Annotated in this window: 16 protein-coding genes, 1 tRNA gene and 1 pseudogene; 6 read left to right on the forward strand and 12 right to left on the reverse strand. The window is 46.7% G+C overall.

Annotated elements, in window-relative coordinates; translation table 11 throughout:
• The first annotated feature begins 30 nt into the window (after positions 1-30).
• Positions 31-285 (forward strand): type II toxin-antitoxin system ParD family antitoxin, encoded by a 255-nt coding sequence (locus NDA06_RS05480; RefSeq protein WP_190985039.1) that lies wholly within the window; start codon positions 31-33, stop codon positions 283-285.
• Positions 272-442, forward strand: a pseudogene (locus NDA06_RS05485) (type II toxin-antitoxin system PemK/MazF family toxin); the annotation flags it as partial. The gene NDA06_RS05480 and the pseudogene NDA06_RS05485, both read left to right, overlap by 14 nt.
• Positions 443-594: 152 nt before the next feature.
• On the opposite strand, the gene NDA06_RS05490 reads toward NDA06_RS05485, so the two are convergent.
• The 6 genes from NDA06_RS05490 to NDA06_RS05515 all read right to left on the reverse strand — a co-directional run bounded on the left by NDA06_RS05490 (position 595) and on the right by NDA06_RS05515 (position 6,512).
• Positions 595-1,257, reverse strand: a complete 663-nt coding sequence (locus tag NDA06_RS05490) for a hypothetical protein (protein ID WP_190985002.1) — start codon at positions 1,255-1,257, stop codon at positions 595-597.
• Between the two features lie 49 nt (positions 1,258-1,306).
• Entirely contained in the window at positions 1,307-4,099 is a 2,793-nt protein-coding gene (locus NDA06_RS05495) for an SUMF1/EgtB/PvdO family nonheme iron enzyme (protein ID WP_190985003.1), read from the reverse strand.
• Positions 4,083-4,415 (reverse strand): CU044_2847 family protein, encoded by a 333-nt coding sequence (locus NDA06_RS05500; RefSeq protein ID WP_190985004.1) that lies wholly within the window; start codon positions 4,413-4,415, stop codon positions 4,083-4,085. Before NDA06_RS05500 ends, NDA06_RS05495 begins: the two co-directional genes overlap by 17 nt.
• 203 nt (positions 4,416-4,618) lie before the next feature.
• A complete protein-coding gene (locus NDA06_RS05505) occupies positions 4,619-5,566 on the reverse strand; it encodes a DUF1822 family protein (protein ID WP_190985005.1) in 948 nt (315 codons plus the stop codon).
• Positions 5,563-6,333: a hypothetical protein gene (locus NDA06_RS05510; RefSeq protein WP_190985006.1), complete on the reverse strand. Its 771-nt coding sequence runs from the start codon at positions 6,331-6,333 to the stop codon at positions 5,563-5,565. Before NDA06_RS05510 ends, NDA06_RS05505 begins: the two co-directional genes overlap by 4 nt.
• Positions 6,330-6,512, reverse strand: a complete 183-nt coding sequence (locus tag NDA06_RS05515; protein WP_190667003.1) for a hypothetical protein — start codon at positions 6,510-6,512, stop codon at positions 6,330-6,332. Before NDA06_RS05515 ends, NDA06_RS05510 begins: the two co-directional genes overlap by 4 nt.
• On the opposite strand from NDA06_RS05515, the gene NDA06_RS05520 reads away from it, so the two are divergent.
• The 4 genes from NDA06_RS05520 (at position 6,511) to NDA06_RS05535 (ending at position 11,966) form a co-directional block, all read left to right on the forward strand.
• Complete coding sequence (locus tag NDA06_RS05520; RefSeq protein ID WP_190437145.1) at positions 6,511-7,191, forward strand: actin-binding WH2 domain-containing protein; 681 nt, start codon at positions 6,511-6,513, stop codon at positions 7,189-7,191. The two genes, NDA06_RS05515 and NDA06_RS05520, sit on opposite strands and share 2 nt — an antisense overlap.
• Before the next feature lie 50 nt (positions 7,192-7,241).
• Entirely contained in the window at positions 7,242-7,916 is a 675-nt protein-coding gene (locus tag NDA06_RS05525; protein WP_190688022.1) for a hypothetical protein, read from the forward strand.
• Positions 7,917-8,125: 209 nt separating this feature from the next.
• Entirely contained in the window at positions 8,126-10,924 is a 2,799-nt protein-coding gene (locus NDA06_RS05530; protein WP_190985007.1) for a TIGR02921 family PEP-CTERM protein, read from the forward strand.
• 178 nt (positions 10,925-11,102) lie between these two features.
• Positions 11,103-11,966, forward strand: coding sequence for an alpha/beta hydrolase (locus NDA06_RS05535; protein ID WP_190985008.1), 864 nt, complete (start codon positions 11,103-11,105; stop codon positions 11,964-11,966).
• Positions 11,967-12,233: 267 nt separating this feature from the next.
• Here the strand turns inward: NDA06_RS05535 and NDA06_RS05540 are convergent, their stop codons facing one another.
• The 6 genes from NDA06_RS05540 to rsfS form a co-directional block, all read right to left on the reverse strand.
• Complete coding sequence (locus tag NDA06_RS05540) at positions 12,234-13,148, reverse strand: branched-chain amino acid transaminase (RefSeq protein WP_190985009.1); 915 nt, start codon at positions 13,146-13,148, stop codon at positions 12,234-12,236.
• A gap of 256 nt (positions 13,149-13,404) precedes the next feature.
• A complete protein-coding gene (locus tag NDA06_RS05545; protein WP_190985010.1) occupies positions 13,405-14,889 on the reverse strand; it encodes a DUF697 domain-containing protein in 1,485 nt (494 codons plus the stop codon).
• 91 nt (positions 14,890-14,980) lie between these two features.
• Positions 14,981-15,057 (reverse strand) — tRNA-Met (locus NDA06_RS05550).
• A 46-nt stretch (positions 15,058-15,103) separates the two neighbouring features.
• Positions 15,104-16,057, reverse strand: a complete 954-nt coding sequence (locus tag NDA06_RS05555; protein WP_190985011.1) for an asparaginase — start codon at positions 16,055-16,057, stop codon at positions 15,104-15,106.
• 133 nt (positions 16,058-16,190) lie between these two features.
• Positions 16,191-16,691 carry a CGLD27 family protein gene (locus NDA06_RS05560; protein ID WP_190412553.1) on the reverse strand — a complete coding sequence of 167 codons (501 nt, stop codon included), beginning with the start codon at positions 16,689-16,691 and terminating at the stop codon, positions 16,191-16,193.
• A gap of 20 nt (positions 16,692-16,711) precedes the next feature.
• A complete protein-coding gene (rsfS, locus tag NDA06_RS05565) occupies positions 16,712-17,218 on the reverse strand; it encodes a ribosome silencing factor (RefSeq protein WP_242030385.1) in 507 nt (168 codons plus the stop codon).
• Positions 17,219-17,248 lie beyond the last annotated feature (30 nt).

A 17,248-nucleotide genomic window follows, 5' to 3' on the forward strand; every position in this document is an offset into this window, starting at 1 on the left:
ATAGAGCCAAAACTCCTCTGTGCAAACACCATGCAAATCGTCCTACCACCTGAAATTGAAGCCCTTGTGCAGCGCCAACTCATCAGTGGCAAATACAATAGTGCGATCGAGGTCATCCTTGCAGGTGTCAAACTCCTTGAACAACAGCAAGACATCTACCAAGGACGACTACTACAAGAACTCCAACAGAAAGCACTTGAGGAGGCTTACCGACAAGCATCACAAGAAATTGACCCAACTTGGGATGTAACAATTGCGGATGGCTTGAGTGATGAAACGTGGTGAAATTTACTATGCTAATCTCAGCCCTGCGGTTGGTTCTGAGATGGCTAAACGTCGTCCGGTGCTAATAGTCAGCAATGATACTAATAACCGCGCCGCCACCACAGTAACAATTTTGCCAATTACATCTAATGTTAGCCGTGTCTATCCTTTTGAAGTTGAATTAAAAATAAATGTGCTAACGCTGACCAAATTCAGCGCTGGCTTTCAAGTTAATCACGTTTTCCCAACGTAATTAATTCTGTTATACCCTACTTCTGAGTGCCAATGCGATCGCTTTAGATAGAGCTTACTTGTGCTGATTTTTGAGTCTTATGAAACTCGCCAAGTACCTGTAATGTTGTATTCGCTTCTGCTAGTACCTAATCCAGTGACTTTGATAGAGAAGCGAGTACCTAAATTGACATCGTTAGCGGGTATCAACTCTCCTGTTTCATTAGCTAAAACTTCAGCCGAGGCTACTTCTATAGAACCCTGAAGAAGCTGGACAAAAACTTGACCCGCAGTTACATGAACCGCCACCCTAGGTTTTCCAAATCTACGAAATGAACTGTTGGAAACAACAATCTCTGAACTACCTCCATCAATATCTCTTTCTTCAATAGTATTTCTTATGTTGAAATTAAAGCTATTTTGTAGTTCAATGTTTTGAGCGTTAGCTACTTCTACTACCATCTCTATGCTATCGGTTGATAGTGGGTCAACAGTCCCCTCTATGTCTAGAGCTTCTCCGGCAAGCAAAGCTAGTTCAGTATCTTCTTCAGATTTGCTAATTGTGTCAGGCTGGGTGAGTATAGACTCACTCGGAAGTATCTCAAAGTAAACATTTAGATTCTTGGTATACTGCTCCACGGCTTGCCGATCTAAGCCACTAACTCGAACCAAGAATTCCTGCCCTTTACTATTTTCAAACCTAGCAACACTACAATAACGAGGTTTAGGTGCACAAAATTCAAGTGAGATTAATTCAGTCATTTTTTTCTGTGTATTGGATAACTAGCTTAGGATTACATTAAGTTTTCTCTTATTTTGCACAGCGCACTCCAGTTGATTCACTACCAGGCGCAGCTTGAGCAGGGACTCTAGTGGTGATTGAGTACATTTCGTCTGTCCAACTACCTCCCCGTTGAGCTAGTGCCATAGGAAGTAGGTTTTTTAAATTACCATCCCAAACTTGCTGCTGGGTGGAATTTGAATACTCTGGAAAATAAGATGCAGTCCATTCCCGGACATTCCCTACTAGATTGTAAATACCTTCGGGGGTAACACCATCAGGATGGCTGTTTACAAGTTCAATCTCCTTTGAGGTATTTCCGGAAAGAATATTGGCACGTTGCCGTGTTGGGGGAGTGTTGCCCCAAGGCCACAACCTGCTTTTAGGTTCAAAGCCGCGTGCAGCTCCCTCCCACTCTAGTTCTGTTGGCAAGCGTCTGCCTAGCCATCTACAGTACTCAGCAGCCTGAATTGCTGTAATTCCTACAATTGGGTAGTGTAACTGGCCGTCATTATAGTAGCGAGATGGCTCTGTTGCTGGGGGAGAGCATTTCCCCGCCTGTACGCAAAATCGGTATTGGCGGTTAGAAACCTCATACTGCTCAATTTGAAAAGCTGCAAGGCGGATGTGCTGTTTCGGCCTTTCTTGAGATGGGGCTAGGGGATCATTTGTGCCAATGGTGGCGATGCCACCACGGATATCTTTCATAGCTCCTGCTGCTATCCGGCTCAGTACATAGCTCAGTACATAAGGATAGGCGAGTACACTTGTAGTACCAATAACAATTGTGCTGAGGGCTGCAACAAGCCATCGCAGCTGTTGTCGCGCTAGCCGCTCTAGTTCCAGTTCTCGCTGTTGCCTTTGTTCACGCTCATCTTTCTCCTTGTCCCGCAGAGCCAAACTCAGCAATATGAAGTCCCGCTCAGCTTCACTCAGCTCGTCTGAACGTTTCTGCTGCCAAGCTTCAGCCTCCGCCAGCAGTGTCCCGCGCAGCAAAACGGCTTCATCTTGACCTGTACTTTCCCATTGACGCATCACAGTCCGCAACCGCTCTTGCCAAGAGCGGAAAGTGCGATCGCTCTCCATCCATCCGCGCAGCCGTCCCCATTGCCGAATCAGCGCTTCATGGACAATCTCCACCGTTTCTTTACCAGCACCCTCATCCCACCCAGTCACAACTAGACGGGCATCAGCCAAACGCCTCACCAAATCCCACTTATCTTCCCCTACCTCATCACGGGTAGCCAACCGTCGGGTGTCCTCAGTCCCTGCCCCCGGACACACCAACTGGACGAACACCCACTGAGCAACCTGCCTGTCTACCTCACTTAGCCTGCTATACACCGCCTCGGCGTACCCAGCCAGCGCCTTCTCGACGCCACCGATATCCTCATAAGCCTGATGAGTCAACTGTCCATTTCTCTGTTTTGCCCACAGTAGCGTTAGGGCAAACTCCAGCAACGGCAAATTCCCTGGTTCCTTCTCTACTGCTTCTAAAATGCGCTCCGTTAGCCCCGACTCAATCCGCACCCCCAACAACTGGGCAGGCTTTGCTATCGCATCTTGCAGTTCCTGACGATTCATCGGGGCAAGTTTCACGTCAGCATTCTGCAAGGCATCAGCAAAGGGACGGTAAGAGAGGGCGTATCCCAGAAAGTCAGCTCGCAGGGCGAGGACAAAGGTGAAGTTCAAGATGTTAAATGCTTCCAGGAATTGCTCCAGAAATCCCTGGCGTTCCTCGACATCCCGGCACAGGGTGTAGAGTTCCTCAAACTGATCTGCTACCAACAACAGGCGGGTGCTTGAGTTTTTCTCCAGAATGCGCTTCACTACATCTTGCAACGTTACGTCTCCCAGCCGAAGCGTTTTCGCCAGCTTGTTAATTTCAGCCAATTGATCCGTTTCGCTCATCTGGGTTTCCAGCAGCGGAACCAATGCAGCGGCAAGATTACGGAAAGGACGCTCTCCTGGACGGAATGAGTTAATTAGCCAATCCCCTTGCTGTCGCAGTTGAGGTACAAAACCTGCAAACACTACCGAAGACTTACCGCTGCCTGAAGAACCAATCACTGCTACCAATGGCTGTCTTTGCACAACAGCTACTAGCTGTTCTGTGAACGTCTCGCGACCGAAAAAGAACTTAGCATCTTGCTCCCGAAACGCAAACAATCCCCGGTAAGGACAAGAGGGAATAGCTTGTTCGTCCAAATCAGACCAAGCGTTTACTAGAATCCTGGTAGGAATAATAAACGCGGCTTTTACGTCTGCTCGGTTCATTTCTGCCGCGACAGCCATTCCTGCCACACCCTGTAACTCTTCATCCCACACAGGCGCACCGCTGAAACCCGGTTCTAAGCGATAACCTGGTTGTTTCACATCCTCTAGCTGCACCCAATTGTTTGCAATCCGGGAGCGCAACACGCCAGAGGCTGAAACCCCATTCGGCTGACCTGCTGGAAACCCCAAAACGCGGAACGGATGCCCCCACAAATCCTCTGACGTGACCAATTGTGCAGGTTGAGCGGTGTCTGGGAGAGCAGTTTCTAACTCCAATCCTGCAATATCTTCAAACGCCTCATTGGGATTGACAGGTCGCCAGAAAATGATTTTAGCTGCCAACATCTGTTTAGCAGCCAAGAGCGGGAAGTCCAAATTGATGACACCATCGGGCTGTTCTTGAATGGTGCGGGGAATGCCTAGCGCATCTGTCACCACATGAGCGCAGGTGAGAACGTGCTTGGAGGAGACTAAAAAGCCAGCACCAATAACCTTTCCCGATTTCGAGTAAATCCTGACAACCGATAACTCAAGCGGTACCGCCATTTATAGGCTCTTGCTTCCACTTCAGGGTAATTTCGTAGTTAACTTCACCCTTTCCTGATGCAATTACGGCTCCAAGTTCAGCCGTCATTTTAATGCCAAACTTAACCTCAACTTCACTAGCCGGCTCATTCAAACTCCGCACCTTGTTAATAATGGTACTGGCTACTGGCTTGATGGTATCGAGGGCAGATTCAAAGGTCTTTTGGGCTTTTTCTACGATGTCGTCACCCAAACCGATGCGATCATCGCTAGGCTGATCCACTTCTATAAGAATGGAATCGCCCCCCTCTACAGGAAATTCAACGATGCGTTTCACGCTTGCCCTCCATTAAAGATTTGGTACGTGCTGTTCTCACTTGAAGCAACTCAATAGCTGGCAGTTAGCCGTTACCCTAAATCTTATTATTTACTTTGACGTGTTAATTTAAGAAATTTTTCATTCTCCCCTACTACTGTACCTGGGTTATTTGAGAACTACTATAAACCCACTCATACAAGACCTTTATTATGTAGAAATCCCTAGATGACAAAGGCTTCTGTGATGCTAATATCTCCTAACGCTACTTTAACACTAAATTGTTCCCCCATTTGTCCGCTGAATTCATATTGCATGAAGGTGTCAGTTCCGCTAGCAGTAATTTCTCTGAATACCTCCCCAGATTCTGTTAATACCATCAACTTCAGTTGATGTGGCAGCGCCATTTGTGGATTGACAGAACAAAGTTGCAGATGAATGCCCAACCTTTCCTGGTTTTCTGGCTGGAGAGTGACTATTAAAACAACTGCATTTGTTTCCAACTCGATCCGCTTTGCCCGTCTCACAGTCGATCTGCGTAATGCTAAAAGAGGCATTTGCGGCGTCAAGACTTGCTCAACTGTCTGCCAACCAGACTCGAAGAGATTTTGTAACCAGTTGTTTAGCTGCGATCGCGTCTTGTCGGGTGCATCTGACAGTGATGATTCGAGTTGATCTAGATACTCAATCAGTGCATCCAAAGATTGCAAGTCATTAAGTTGCAGTTCCTCTGGCGGATCGATAGTAGCAACAGCGGGAGCAAATCCAATCAGCTGTGCTTCCTGCAAGTAGACTGGTTCTGTGGGAGTAGAACGCGATCCAAACTGAACTGCCACATAGCCAACTCGATCTTGCATCACTTCTGGCGGTAGCATAACAGATGTCTCCCCAGGCAGGACGGGACGGCACTCTAATCTACCTAAGTTAGGCAACACCAGATCCGCTACATCAAACATGGCTCGCAGACCAGGATGCCAGCTGTCGCTTGAGGCGAGATCCGGTTCATATCTCAGCCATTTTAGATAGCGGTGAACCGCCCAGACAGCTAGGGTATTGAGATATACCCGCACCCCCTTTTCAGGAGTTGCTTGTTCTTGTGCAAATTGTCGCGCCATCTGATGGGCGGTGTCGCTGAGGGGAACGTTAACAAAAGGGGGTGCGATACTGTTCATAAGTCTTCTTCTACATTTGGTTGATAGCCCAAACTTCTAGCGATCGCTTGCAGAAGCGGGAGTCCTTTGTTTTTCCAATGCCAGTTCAGGGTGTTGTAATTAATGTTGAGATCCCGTGCTACAAGAGCGAGTTTGTCGGGTGGATACTTTAAGAGCAGGCGCTGGCTGAGAATTTGGCAGTTACACTCTGGATAAGCTTGGGGATGACAACGGCGAAGTTTGCCTTCCGGATCTCGGTCAATATATTGCTTTAGCTGAACCCCAATTCTTTGATTTTTCCGCTGTTTCTGTTCTCGCCGGGTTTGTTCTTCTATTTCTAAAAGCGTACAGGGAACTGAAGCCGCCAAGCGATCGCCAAAAGTTTCACTCCCCTCATCCCCCAAGGGAACATCAAGCGAGAGGGGTGGTTTCCTCACTTGTTCTTGAAATTCCGCTTGAGGATTCTTGGGATTTTTGGCGCGAGTCTGCTGGGAGGAATGCAAGTCGCGCACTTCATATTTCAGGCGTAATTTCAGGTTAATCCAAGCCACCAAACTCTTCTCTAAAGAAGGCTGTCTGGGTTCAAATTCGTGTATTTCATCAGCCAATTTCAGCAATGTATCATCCAAAGCTTCCAAGTAATCCGGGTGAGCGGACCTCGCCAATCCTGGCAATTGCTGAATTTCTATCAACAGCTGATTCATCGCTTTTCGCCAGCTAAGGCTCCCAGATGGATGCTGACGGACTGCTTCAATTAGTTTGCCTAGCCGCTCATCCCGTTCGTTCATAGCAGGGAATTAAGTAAGATTCTCTCCTCTTGCTGTCGGGTCAGCCTATCCAAACCATCTTCGCTCTTCACGGTTTTTGTAAAGTTTTGTAACAAATTTTGGGTATATCCCCACAACTTTGAGGCAGGTGCCTGAGAGATCCGTAGAGCGATACCTGAATTGATAGGAGAAGATGTCATGAATCACTTCGCAATCCTAATGTACTTTTTGCGCGATCGCCAGGAATTTCTGGAAGAGATTAGTAAAGGGATAAGAATTGAAACCAAAATTGTTTCCTTGTTAATTAGTAGTTCAGTCTTTTTTGCACTTTATGGAGCAATCATCGGCTCGTTTAGTGGCGGATTGCAAATGGTTGCTTCAGCCATTAAGCTACCAGCCTTATATTTAATCACTCTAGCTGTTTGTTTACCTAATTTATATTTCTTTGATGTAATTTCAGGCTCTAGGCGCAGCTTTGGACAATACCTGGTTTTACTATTAGCTTCAATGTCAATCATTGGGGTAATGCTTTTCAGTTTTGCACCAATCACCCTGTTTTTTCGTCTTTCCATTAACGATTATCAATTTTTTAAACTCTTGAATGTACTGGTCTTTACCATTACAGGTTTGATTGGGATTAATGTTTTTTATCGAAGCCTGATATATATCAACGAGAAAGATTCTGACAAGCCAAGTAACCGCACGGCGATGATTCGAGGCTGGTTAGTGTTATATGGCTTTGTCGGAAGCCAACTAGGATGGACGCTCAGACCCTTTTTTGGCAATCCTGGTAGCCCCTTCGAGCTATTTCGCCCTCTAGAAAGTAACTTTTACTTTCATCTCTTGAAAATAGTTTCTGACGCACTAGGTCTTCGTTAAGCACGTAACAGGAACCAACTGATATGCAAGCTGACTTAGAAAATTTACAGATGACAAAAGAAGATCTGGAGACTTTGGTTGATTTAGATCCTAGCACTGCTCTAGCCATTGATGCTTATAGAGGGTTTATCCTCAAAAATCCCAAGCAGATGCTATCAGTTCTCCTGACGGAACTATTTATACTCATGCTGGTCTTAATTTTTGTTATGCCAGTAAGTCTAATTTTACTTCGCAACGCTGGAAGTTTACCGGGAAATACAGATGGTGTTACCAGATTATTAATCATCATTTCTAGTATTTCTCTGTTGGGTGTCTTGATTTGGAATGCTTATTTTTGGCAACAAGTTAAACAAGTCAAATCTTTATCGAGGTTACTAGATAAAGTCGATAAGTACAATCGCGTAATTCAAGCGATCGCTCTCATCGATGAACTAGAATCAGCAAGTCGTTCACCCTCTCGCTGTAATAACCTCAGCACTAGAAAAGAAGTCATCCAAGCTTTGAGCATTACTAAAGAAACCTTGAGCAGCGCTTTACAAGCGGAAATGCTCATGAGGAAACATCGTCAATTTCTGAGCAATCATTATGAATTATTTGCAAACCTTGAAGAAAATCTCACTTCCTTGCTGTCCTTTAGCCTGAGCGATCGCGTAGATGAATATAGTTGTTTACTCAATGAATCTTTGCAAATTGGGATTAGCGTACATAAGGAATTGAAGAATTAACGAACCACATTAGCAAAGCATGGGCGTTAGCGCTTTAGGGCGCTAAAAAAATAAAACGAAGAGAGGTTTACGAAATATTCAGAATCGCTGTTGAAGAAATCAGGGCTAATGAGAATTTAATTTCGGGTTGATTGACAACCAAAATTATCAATGGTTTATTCAATCGTTTTCTAAATAATCGAAAATTTGTTTCTAGGTATACATGCATTATGAAGAATCTGCTTCATGCCACATATCACGGCATATTTTGGTTCTGTAATATTACATTTTTGGTGGTTGTCTGCGCTGGGTATTGGCCTGCTTATACAAGTGAAATCGTTAAGGCTGCGTCGAATAGTCCGATCGAAAGAGAATTTTTCATCACCCTTGCAGTTTTGATTGTGATATCGATTATCTGTACGGTGCTGGGACTGCGGCGTTTCCGTAAGCAACCTTTACAGCTGATGCGTTTGTTTTATGGCGTGGAAGCACCCCTGTTTCTCCTGTGCCTACTATTGTTTTTCCTCAGACAGGGACTCCGCCTCCGGCTTGCGGAACTCACCCCCGCTAGCGCTTTGATTTTGGGCACAGTGGGCGTTTGTATGGTTGCTTTTTACCTCGAAGTGCTATACGGCTATGCAGAACGTCATCGAGCGATCGCATGGTTGCAAATGATGGCTCACAGTCTGATGCCGGGGGTTGGTGTGTACCTAGGGTTGCTGCTGCTATTTTATGCCGCACCCGCAGCCGCCTTTCTCGTGTACAACTTCTTCCAATTTCAGTGGATAAGGGACTTTGGGTATATATGGGCTTCCGGAAACTGGTGGATACCCGTCTCTTTTATGCTCTTTTGCGTAAGCGTTATCCTATCCCTGTTCATGCCTTGGATATTGGCAAGCTACTACATTCAATCTGGGCAGCGAATCTTACGTGCTTTTGCGGCTCAGCATGGGCGAAACCGCACTGTTATTGGTTCGGGGACGGTGGTGACTGCTTGGATGATTCTGTGCCTCTCATTCAATGCCCAGCCTCAGATTCAGGCATTTAAACTGTTAGAGAACCCAGCACCATCAGACAGCGAAAAGGCAGCACTTGTAGCCAAGTCCGACTTGATTCGGGATGGACTCCTGAACGCTTACTTTTCTTCTTATCGGTATCTGGGCACTTCAGAAGAAAATGACCATATCCGCGTTATGTATGAGAGCGTTTTTGGCTTACCAGAGCTGCTTTCCCAGTTCTTCCAAGACAGCTACAATCACTTGATGTCGCCGTTCTTATACAACGGTTCCCTAAGAGATATGGAAAAAGCTGGAAAGCTGTACGCCCAGTTTTTTGACAAGCCAATTCAAAAAGCAGAACGACAAGCAATTCAACACGCTTTGCAATCTAGTGGAAATTTGGACGATGCCAAGGCAGGGTTGCTGAATATTAACCAGGAAAAGGTGTGGTTGCGATCGCAACAAGTCATCGTTAAACCACAGGGCGATTGGGCCGATGTGGAACTCTATGAAGTGTATGCCAACAAAACCACTGATGTTGAGGAAATTTTCTATTCCTTTTCTTTGCCAGAAAGCGCGGCAATTACAGGAGTTTGGTTGGGCGACAGCGAGAACTTAGCCAAGCGCTTCCCTTTCAAAGTTTCGCCACGCGGTGCCGCTCAGAAAGTTTATACTTCACAGGTAAGGCGCTGGCGTCCCGTCGATCCAGCTTTACTTGAGCAAGTTGGGCCACTTCAATATCGCTTGCGAGCCTTTCCCATTCCTCCCCGTTTATCACCGCAGGAACAAGCGGAGTCAGAAGATCGACCAACCGAAATGCATCTGTGGCTGACCTATAAAGTCATGCGACAAGAGAAGGGGTGGGCGTTACCTCAGCTAGGAGAGAAGCGTAACATTTTTTGGAATGAAGACACCCAGCGTATCCGCAATGGAGAAGTTTTAGCACGGGTTGGCGATGAATGGTTGGAACCATTTTTGCCAGCAGATGGGCAATACCAGCCAAGTCTACATCAGGTTAACTTGCCAGATGGCTACCAAATCTCAGCCAAACCCTTAGCTGCAAAAGATTACTTGATGCCCCAAGGGAAGCGGTTTGCAGTCATTGTCGATGCTTCGCGGAGTATGGCAGTACGCACCAAAGAACTGACGGAAACATTGAGCTGGTTGGAACAACACGGCTTTGCTGACAACATCTTCGCGAATAATGATGCTGATTTGTACATCAGTGCGTCTCCTGGTGCAAAACCGCAGCGCATCGATGATATCAGTCGCTTCGATGCCATGAAGATGACATTCTACGGCAGCATACAACCCAAGGAAATGCTGCGGCAGTTTACGCAACTGCGAGGGAATACGCCTTACGACGGCATCTTATTGGTGACGGATGAAAGCGGTTACGAGTTATCAGACAATCGCAAAGATGTGCCAGTAATGCCTGCACCGTTGTGGGTGGTGCATCTAGGAGCGTTGCCACCTGCTTACGATGATGCAACTCTTAAAGCCATTCAAGACAGTGGTGGCGGTGTGTGTACTGAAATTTCCGAAGTTTTGCAGCAACAGGCAACGAAGGCAGCGTTAGGGTCATCTGTCGTCAGCGTAGTGGATGGCTATGCTTGGGTTTTGGAAAAAACCCCCAAAAATACTCAGAGTGCTGATGCAACTCAAAACTTTAATACTCAAGGTTTTGAACCTCTAGCGGCGCGGCAAATGGTTTTGGGGTTAAGCAAACAGCTGAATGGAAAGCAGATTGCTCAACTGGATGCCATTCATGCGATCGCTAAAACTTACAAAATTGTCACGCCTTACTCGTCCATGATTGTACTGGTCAATGACGAGCAACGAGAGGCACTTAGAATTGCGGAAGCTCAGAAAGACCGTTTTAATCGTTCGGTTGAAGATGGAAAAGAGCAACTGAGGCAACAGAACAATCGTTTTAGCGCTAGTGTACCCGAACCCTCTGCGATTATCGGGTTGGTAGCGATCGCCTTGTTCCTGATTCGCACTCGTCAACGCAGCGTCAAACTACAATAGATGCACGTTTCGACTGCGAGAAACAGAAGGCTCAAAGGCTCACTACTATAGCCATTCAAGGGTTGGGTGCGATACATCAGTAAGGGCTTTTTGAATGCCATGCTTCTACAATGACATTCAAAAAGCCGCTACTGAACGTTAGAACCGCAATCTATTCCACCCAACCGAGAAACGCTCTATGCTCTATCGTAATTTCTCAACGCAAGCCGAGCTGGATGCTGAATATAACGTAGAAAAGTCGGTGCCAGACTTCACTGTGTACGCAGATTTCTACGTGAAAACAAGCGCTAGCGTGCGCTCTGCGTTGTCCTGCAAACTCCAGGTTCCTTTTGGCCCCACTCTAGCCGAACATCTGGATATCTTTCCAGCAGCTCAACCGGATGCCCCCATCTTGGTGTTTATTCACGGTGGCTACTGGCGACTGCTCAGCAGCCAGGATTTTAGTTTAGTCGCCAAAGCACCTGTGGAAGCGGGAGTTACAGTAGTTGTCACCAACTATGCTTTGTGTCCTACCGTGACAATGGATGAGATCGTGCGTCAGAGTCGAGCAGCGGTTGCTTGGATTTATCAAAATGCTTCTAGTTTTGGAGGCGATCGCGATCGCATTTACGTCTCTGGTCACTCGGCGGGCGGTCAATTAACAGCAATGCTGATGGCAACTGACTGGGAAGGAACCTACGGTTTACCCGCCGATATCATTAAAGGAGGCTGCGCGATTAGTGGTTTATTTGACCTGATGCCCTTTCCCTACACCTGGCTGCAACCCGCTTTACAATTAACTTGGGGAGAAGTTCTCCGCAACAGCCCCATCCTGCATATTCCCGACAAAGCCGGATCGCTGATTGTCACCTACGGCGGGGATGAATCTAAAGAATTTCAACGCCAGTCCGAGGAGTTTCTAGCAGCCTGGAAAGCGAAAGGTTTAAAAGGCGAATATCTACCCCAACCTGGTAAAAACCACTTTACTGCCATTGATGGTTTTCTGGATGTCAATAGCAACCTGTGTACTGCTATCCTCCGACAGATGGGCGTTAAGGCGTAGCGCTAATTTAGGGTTGGGTTATGAGCCGATCTCCTCTGCAAACAAAAATGCCCTCTCTGGTGAGAGGGCAGCATTGCTTTTATGGATTGAGGAGTTTCATCGATACAAATAAAAGCGTAAGCCGTGGATGTGACGCGGGAGTGGCAATCAGATATCAATGTTGCGATCGCCTTCGAGTCTCGCCGAGGTTTCTGTTCTTTTATCCTGCGAAGGGAGTTTAGTTTGTAGAGATGCGATCGCCTTTGTCTCTCTGTCTGACGGATTTTCTTATTCAAGCGCGATCGCGTCTACCCAATCTTGATAATCGGGATCTCGATTTTCCGTAATCGCGATGAGTTTTTCTCGCAGTTTTGTAGTAATCGGTTTGCTCTCTGGTAATTGATAATTTTCAATTTTTTTGACTGGCGCAACCTTGGCAGCAGTCCCACTCAGAAAAACTTCGTCAGCGATAAAAAGCTCTGATTTATCAACGGGTCTTTCTATCGTTTTAATTCCTAGATTTCTGGCAATTGTTAGGACGCTATCTCTGGTAATTCCTTCTAAAATATCCTGTTCAAATCCAGGGGTAATCAGTTGCCCATTTCTCACTAAAAATATATTCATCCCAGAGGCTTCGCAAATTTTTCCCTGCGAATTCATCATAATTGCCTCATCAAAGCCTGACTCTACCGCCTCAGTTTTTGCTAAGGCAGAAGTAATATATGCGGCGCTGATTTTACCTCTCAGAGGCAAGCTGCGATCTTCTTGTCGATACCAGGAACTAATTCGACAGCTGACTCCTTCCGGAGATAAATAATCTGCTAACTCAATTCCATAAACTAAAAAATCTTTCTCAACATTATGGAGCCTAGGAGCAATTCCTAACCCCGAAGTATATACGAGAGGGCGGATATAAAAAGACTTGTTTGGTTGATTTTTTCTAATAAAATCAACGATAGTTTCTCGAATTTTAGAGGCTGGTATATCGTAGTGTAAATACTTAGCACTATCACTTAACCTTTGGCAATGACGGTCTAATCTAAATAGTAAAATTTGCTTATCATTTTGAGGATCGGGAATCCCTCTTAATCCCCCAATTGCGCCAGTTCCATAGTGCAAAGCTTGGGTAGCAATAGAAACTTTGGCTTCGTTAAAAGGGACAAATTTATTCTGAAAGTAAGCAATGGGTAAAAAATTATTCATAAGCTTAAAGAAGTTTTTCCAGATGTTTTTCGATTTGCCGATTGCGATTCTACACATTCGGCTTCCTGAACTTTCTTTCAAAATTCAAAAGGAATGTGTGTTCCGACTAAATTAGGAAATTCAAGAACGTTAGTGACTATTACTATATAATGATGTCTTGATTTCGAGCTAGTACAGATTTCGATAGTTTGAATAAAACATTTTAATAGTAGGGTGGGCATTGCTCACCCTACTGTTGGGCTAACCTACTACTTGGCTAACAACTAGCAATCTCGTTACCCGCGATCGCAGGCTGGGGTGATTCTGGCACCAGACGCGCCACAGCTTGCTTGACAAATCCTTGCAAGAAAGCAACTCGTTGATTTTGCTGAAACACTTTTTGCAGGGTTTCGCGCAACTGATCGAGATTCAAAGGACGCCCTTCTGCGGTCGTAGCGGCTTCCTGCACTTGGAAATATTCAATCAAGCTTACACCCGCTAACCGGGTTAGATAGGCAGCGCTGACGCCCTGAACCGCTCCTCCGGCGACAAATGTAATCGCATTGCTCTTCAGAACACTGCCAACGGTTTGAGTCGTTAGCTCGACTAACCCAAGCTTGAGCATCAAACTACCCATTGTCCCCGCGATCGCTTGCGCTTGTTGGAGGGAGAATTTTTGCTGATAAAGATTACCGAGATCCATGACTAGCTGACCGTTAATGGCAGCGGTTGCTAGCAAGTCCAAGGCAGGGACGGGGTTCGCAAAGGCGGTGGCGGCGGCAATCCACTGATATTGCTCGATAACGGGAAGGGCGCGATCGCGTCTCACTTCATTTAAAGCAGATTTCGCTTCGGCTTTCAGCGCATAAGCTGCCCTCCAAGCCGTTGCCCAAACCAGCTGTTGACTTTCTTGAGCTAAAATTTGGCTTAACCGGCTTGCGATCGCACTCATCTCAGGCGCTGGGGTTTCCATCCACTCTCGCACCGAACCATCTGGTTGATGCTGACGCACTTTGATGGCGCTGGGGGAAGCCGCGATCGCCACGACATCTTCTCCGTTCAGCGTTCCTTGCATTCGTTGCCGCAATTGCTGCAACACTGTGGCGCGTTCTTCAGGTAAATATCGATCTTGTTTGTTCAGAACTAGCACTGCACGCTGTTTAGATGCCGCTAGTTGCTGTAAGGTTTGATATTCTGGATCGGTCAAATCTCCATTCGTGAGAAATAGCACTAAATCTGACCTCTCCGCTAACCCTTCCCGATTCAAGGAAGGGGGTGGGTTCTGGTCAATTGCAGTGAATAAAGCCGGTGTCTCCTGCAAGCCGAGTTTTTGCGGCTGTTGAGATATCCAGTTAGACTTTAAAACTTCAATTAAAGTAGATTTACCGACTGACTTTCCGCCTGTGACAGCCAGATGCATCTCCTGGCGATCGATTTCACTCGTAATTTTGGCAAGTTGTTCTCTTAGCGGGGCATTTGCCGGATGGTTTTCTGCCTCTGCCTCTAGCTGGCTAATCGTACCTTCGGTTTGAGCGATCGCTTTTTCTACCGTTTCCCTGTCCATGTGGCTGACATCTGGCAGATGAAGCTCTTTGGCTGTCTGTTTCTGAAATAACCAGAAACCAGCGCCGAGTGCGATCGCGCCAATTACACTAAACTCACCGACTGTCCCCGCTGAGTCATGAAAACTCTGCAACAACCAAAGCGAGAATGATAGACCAATTCCCCCGACTAAAATCGGACGCCGCAAATTCACAGCCATAAATATTTAAATGTAACCGAATCGCTGCTAACCAGCCTACAACAAATCCCTGCAACCTTTTGGGATTGCAGGGATTGTTTACTTTTGTATTTGGTGGCGGGAAGTGGATTTGAACCACTGACCTTCGGGTTATGAGCCCGACGAGCTACCAGGCTGCTCTATCCCGCGTCGTTGCCAACTTATTTACTATAACGCAAATTCAAGAATGTGGCAACTACAACATCGAAAGTTCTCCAACGACATCTAAGCGCTTGAATTTGCTCAAGCTCATAAAGGTTTCCGATAGGGTTTCCGCCACCGAGGGACTAATCCAACCCATTTGCTTGAGTAGATGAATAGCAACGGCACACTTTGCCCGTCCTGCTCCATCTGCCACCTTAATTGCTAGTCCCATCCCTTCGCCAACGCGACCGATACACTGAATCCCTTCAGCACCCCCTTTGCTGATGATTTCACCTTCGGTCAGACGCATGAGTTCTGTATCAAATAAACCTTCTCCTGCCACCATATTTGGGTGATGGGTCATGGCACGGACGATGCGCTCCATATCCAAATTATTCCCAGAGGCAAGCTGACCGTACAAGGTACCCATTTGCCCCAGCTGCATGAAGTAAGTCGGAGCGCCACAATCATCGTGGGCACTGATGAACTCTACAGCGGGCATTCGCAGCAATTCGGCAACTTTGCCTAAAATTAGCTGCTGAACGGGGTGGTTGCGCTGCAAATAGGTATTCAGAGGCCAATGCCTTGCTTGGCAAACGGCAAGCATTCCAGCGTGTTTCCCGGAACAGTTATACTCCAGCGGACTCCGTTTACCTTCTGGAATTGGACACTGAAGTGCTGATGGGTCAACATCCGAGCGCCAAAGAACGTTAAAAGCCTGTCGGACTTGGGCAGTCGTACCTTGGTGGGAGCTACAGATAATGGCTAAGTCTCGATCCGTTAGCTTGTAGCGTTCTAGGGTGCCGGTAGTCGTAATTGCCAACGCCTGGAATGGCTTGAGGGCGGAACGAACAAAAGCAGCGGTTTCCGAACTGCCTGCCACGGATAGGACGCGCCCTCGGTTGTCACAGACGACTGCTTGGGCGCGATGCGTTGATTCAATAATGCCTTCTCGCAGCAACCGAACTTCCAGTTCTGCGGATTGATTTCTTTTTCCCCTTGTCATGGGTAAGACTTTATCACTTTTTGTTAGTTGTTCAGTAGCCTGCGATCGCTTGTTCTGAGGTCTTCGGTAGACTGTGCAGCCTTTCCTTACTATCCACTACCTCTCGCTCAATGACCTAATGCCTAATGGCTCATTACAGAAAATACCAAGTTAGACTACCTGCAAAGAAAAATAAGGCAAGCAAGACAAAGGTTCGCTGTAACCGCTGAAGGATTGGTTGAACTTGGTAAGTGACGATCAAGCGATCGCGTGTCAAAATTTCTTCTGGCTTTGTCCAGCACTGACCGTCATACCAACCGGATTCTTCATAAAACACTTGTTGATTCTCTAGGCGCGATCGCACGTAAGACCAACCCAAGTACAGTCGCACCAGTGCCAACACCACTCCCAAGCTCGCTCCTGCTGCACCCATGAGGATAAACTTGCTCGGATACTTTCCTGGCGCAAAGCTTGCTGCTGCCATTGGACCTGCGACGAACCAGCCGAGACCCCAAATCCAAGCCAGCTTTTTGATGTATCCTCCCAGTTCCAGCGTCACCCAGCGAAAAGACCAAGAATCCTTCAACTCCTGGTACTCATTGAGCGGTTGTTGTTCGGCGGGAACTGGGCAAACTGAAACTGGAGTTTCCATCATGTTTTTACTCTCCCATCGGCTCACGATGCTGAGAAATCGATTTTTTCAGCATGACCCCAGAATGCTTCCAGATTATAGAATTCCCGCTCTGGAGGCAACAAGATGTGAATGATGACATCCCCGTAATCCAACAGTATCCAGCTACCTTCTGCCTTTCCTTCCACGCGCAGAGGCAGGCGTTGCCACTCCGTTTCTACTTTCTGTTCAATGGATTGGGCGATCGCTCTCACCTGGACTCTGGAGAAGCCGGTTGCGATCGCAAAGTAATCCGCCAGATAGGATACCTCTCCTACCTGTAGCAATACGATGTCAGCCGCTTTGCGGTCATCAGCAGCTCTGGCAGCCGTTAAAGCCAGCTCTTTGCTTGCTTTTTGTTTATCTGCATTGACAGCCAGTCGAGCAGAAGCATTCGCGTCGTCTCCGTTGGAGATGAATGCTTCGTTCCCAGTAGAGGAGGACTGTATCTTGAACTGTTCTGACATTAAATCCTGATTTCCTTGTTCAAAAACACCTATAAATTCCTTCAAAGTTGGTTCAACTCACAGCACTGTACTAGA

This window comes from Trichocoleus sp. ST-U1 (assembly GCF_039961835.1).
In the GTDB taxonomy this organism is placed as follows: Bacteria; Cyanobacteriota; Cyanobacteriia; order Cyanobacteriales; family FACHB-T130; genus FACHB-T130.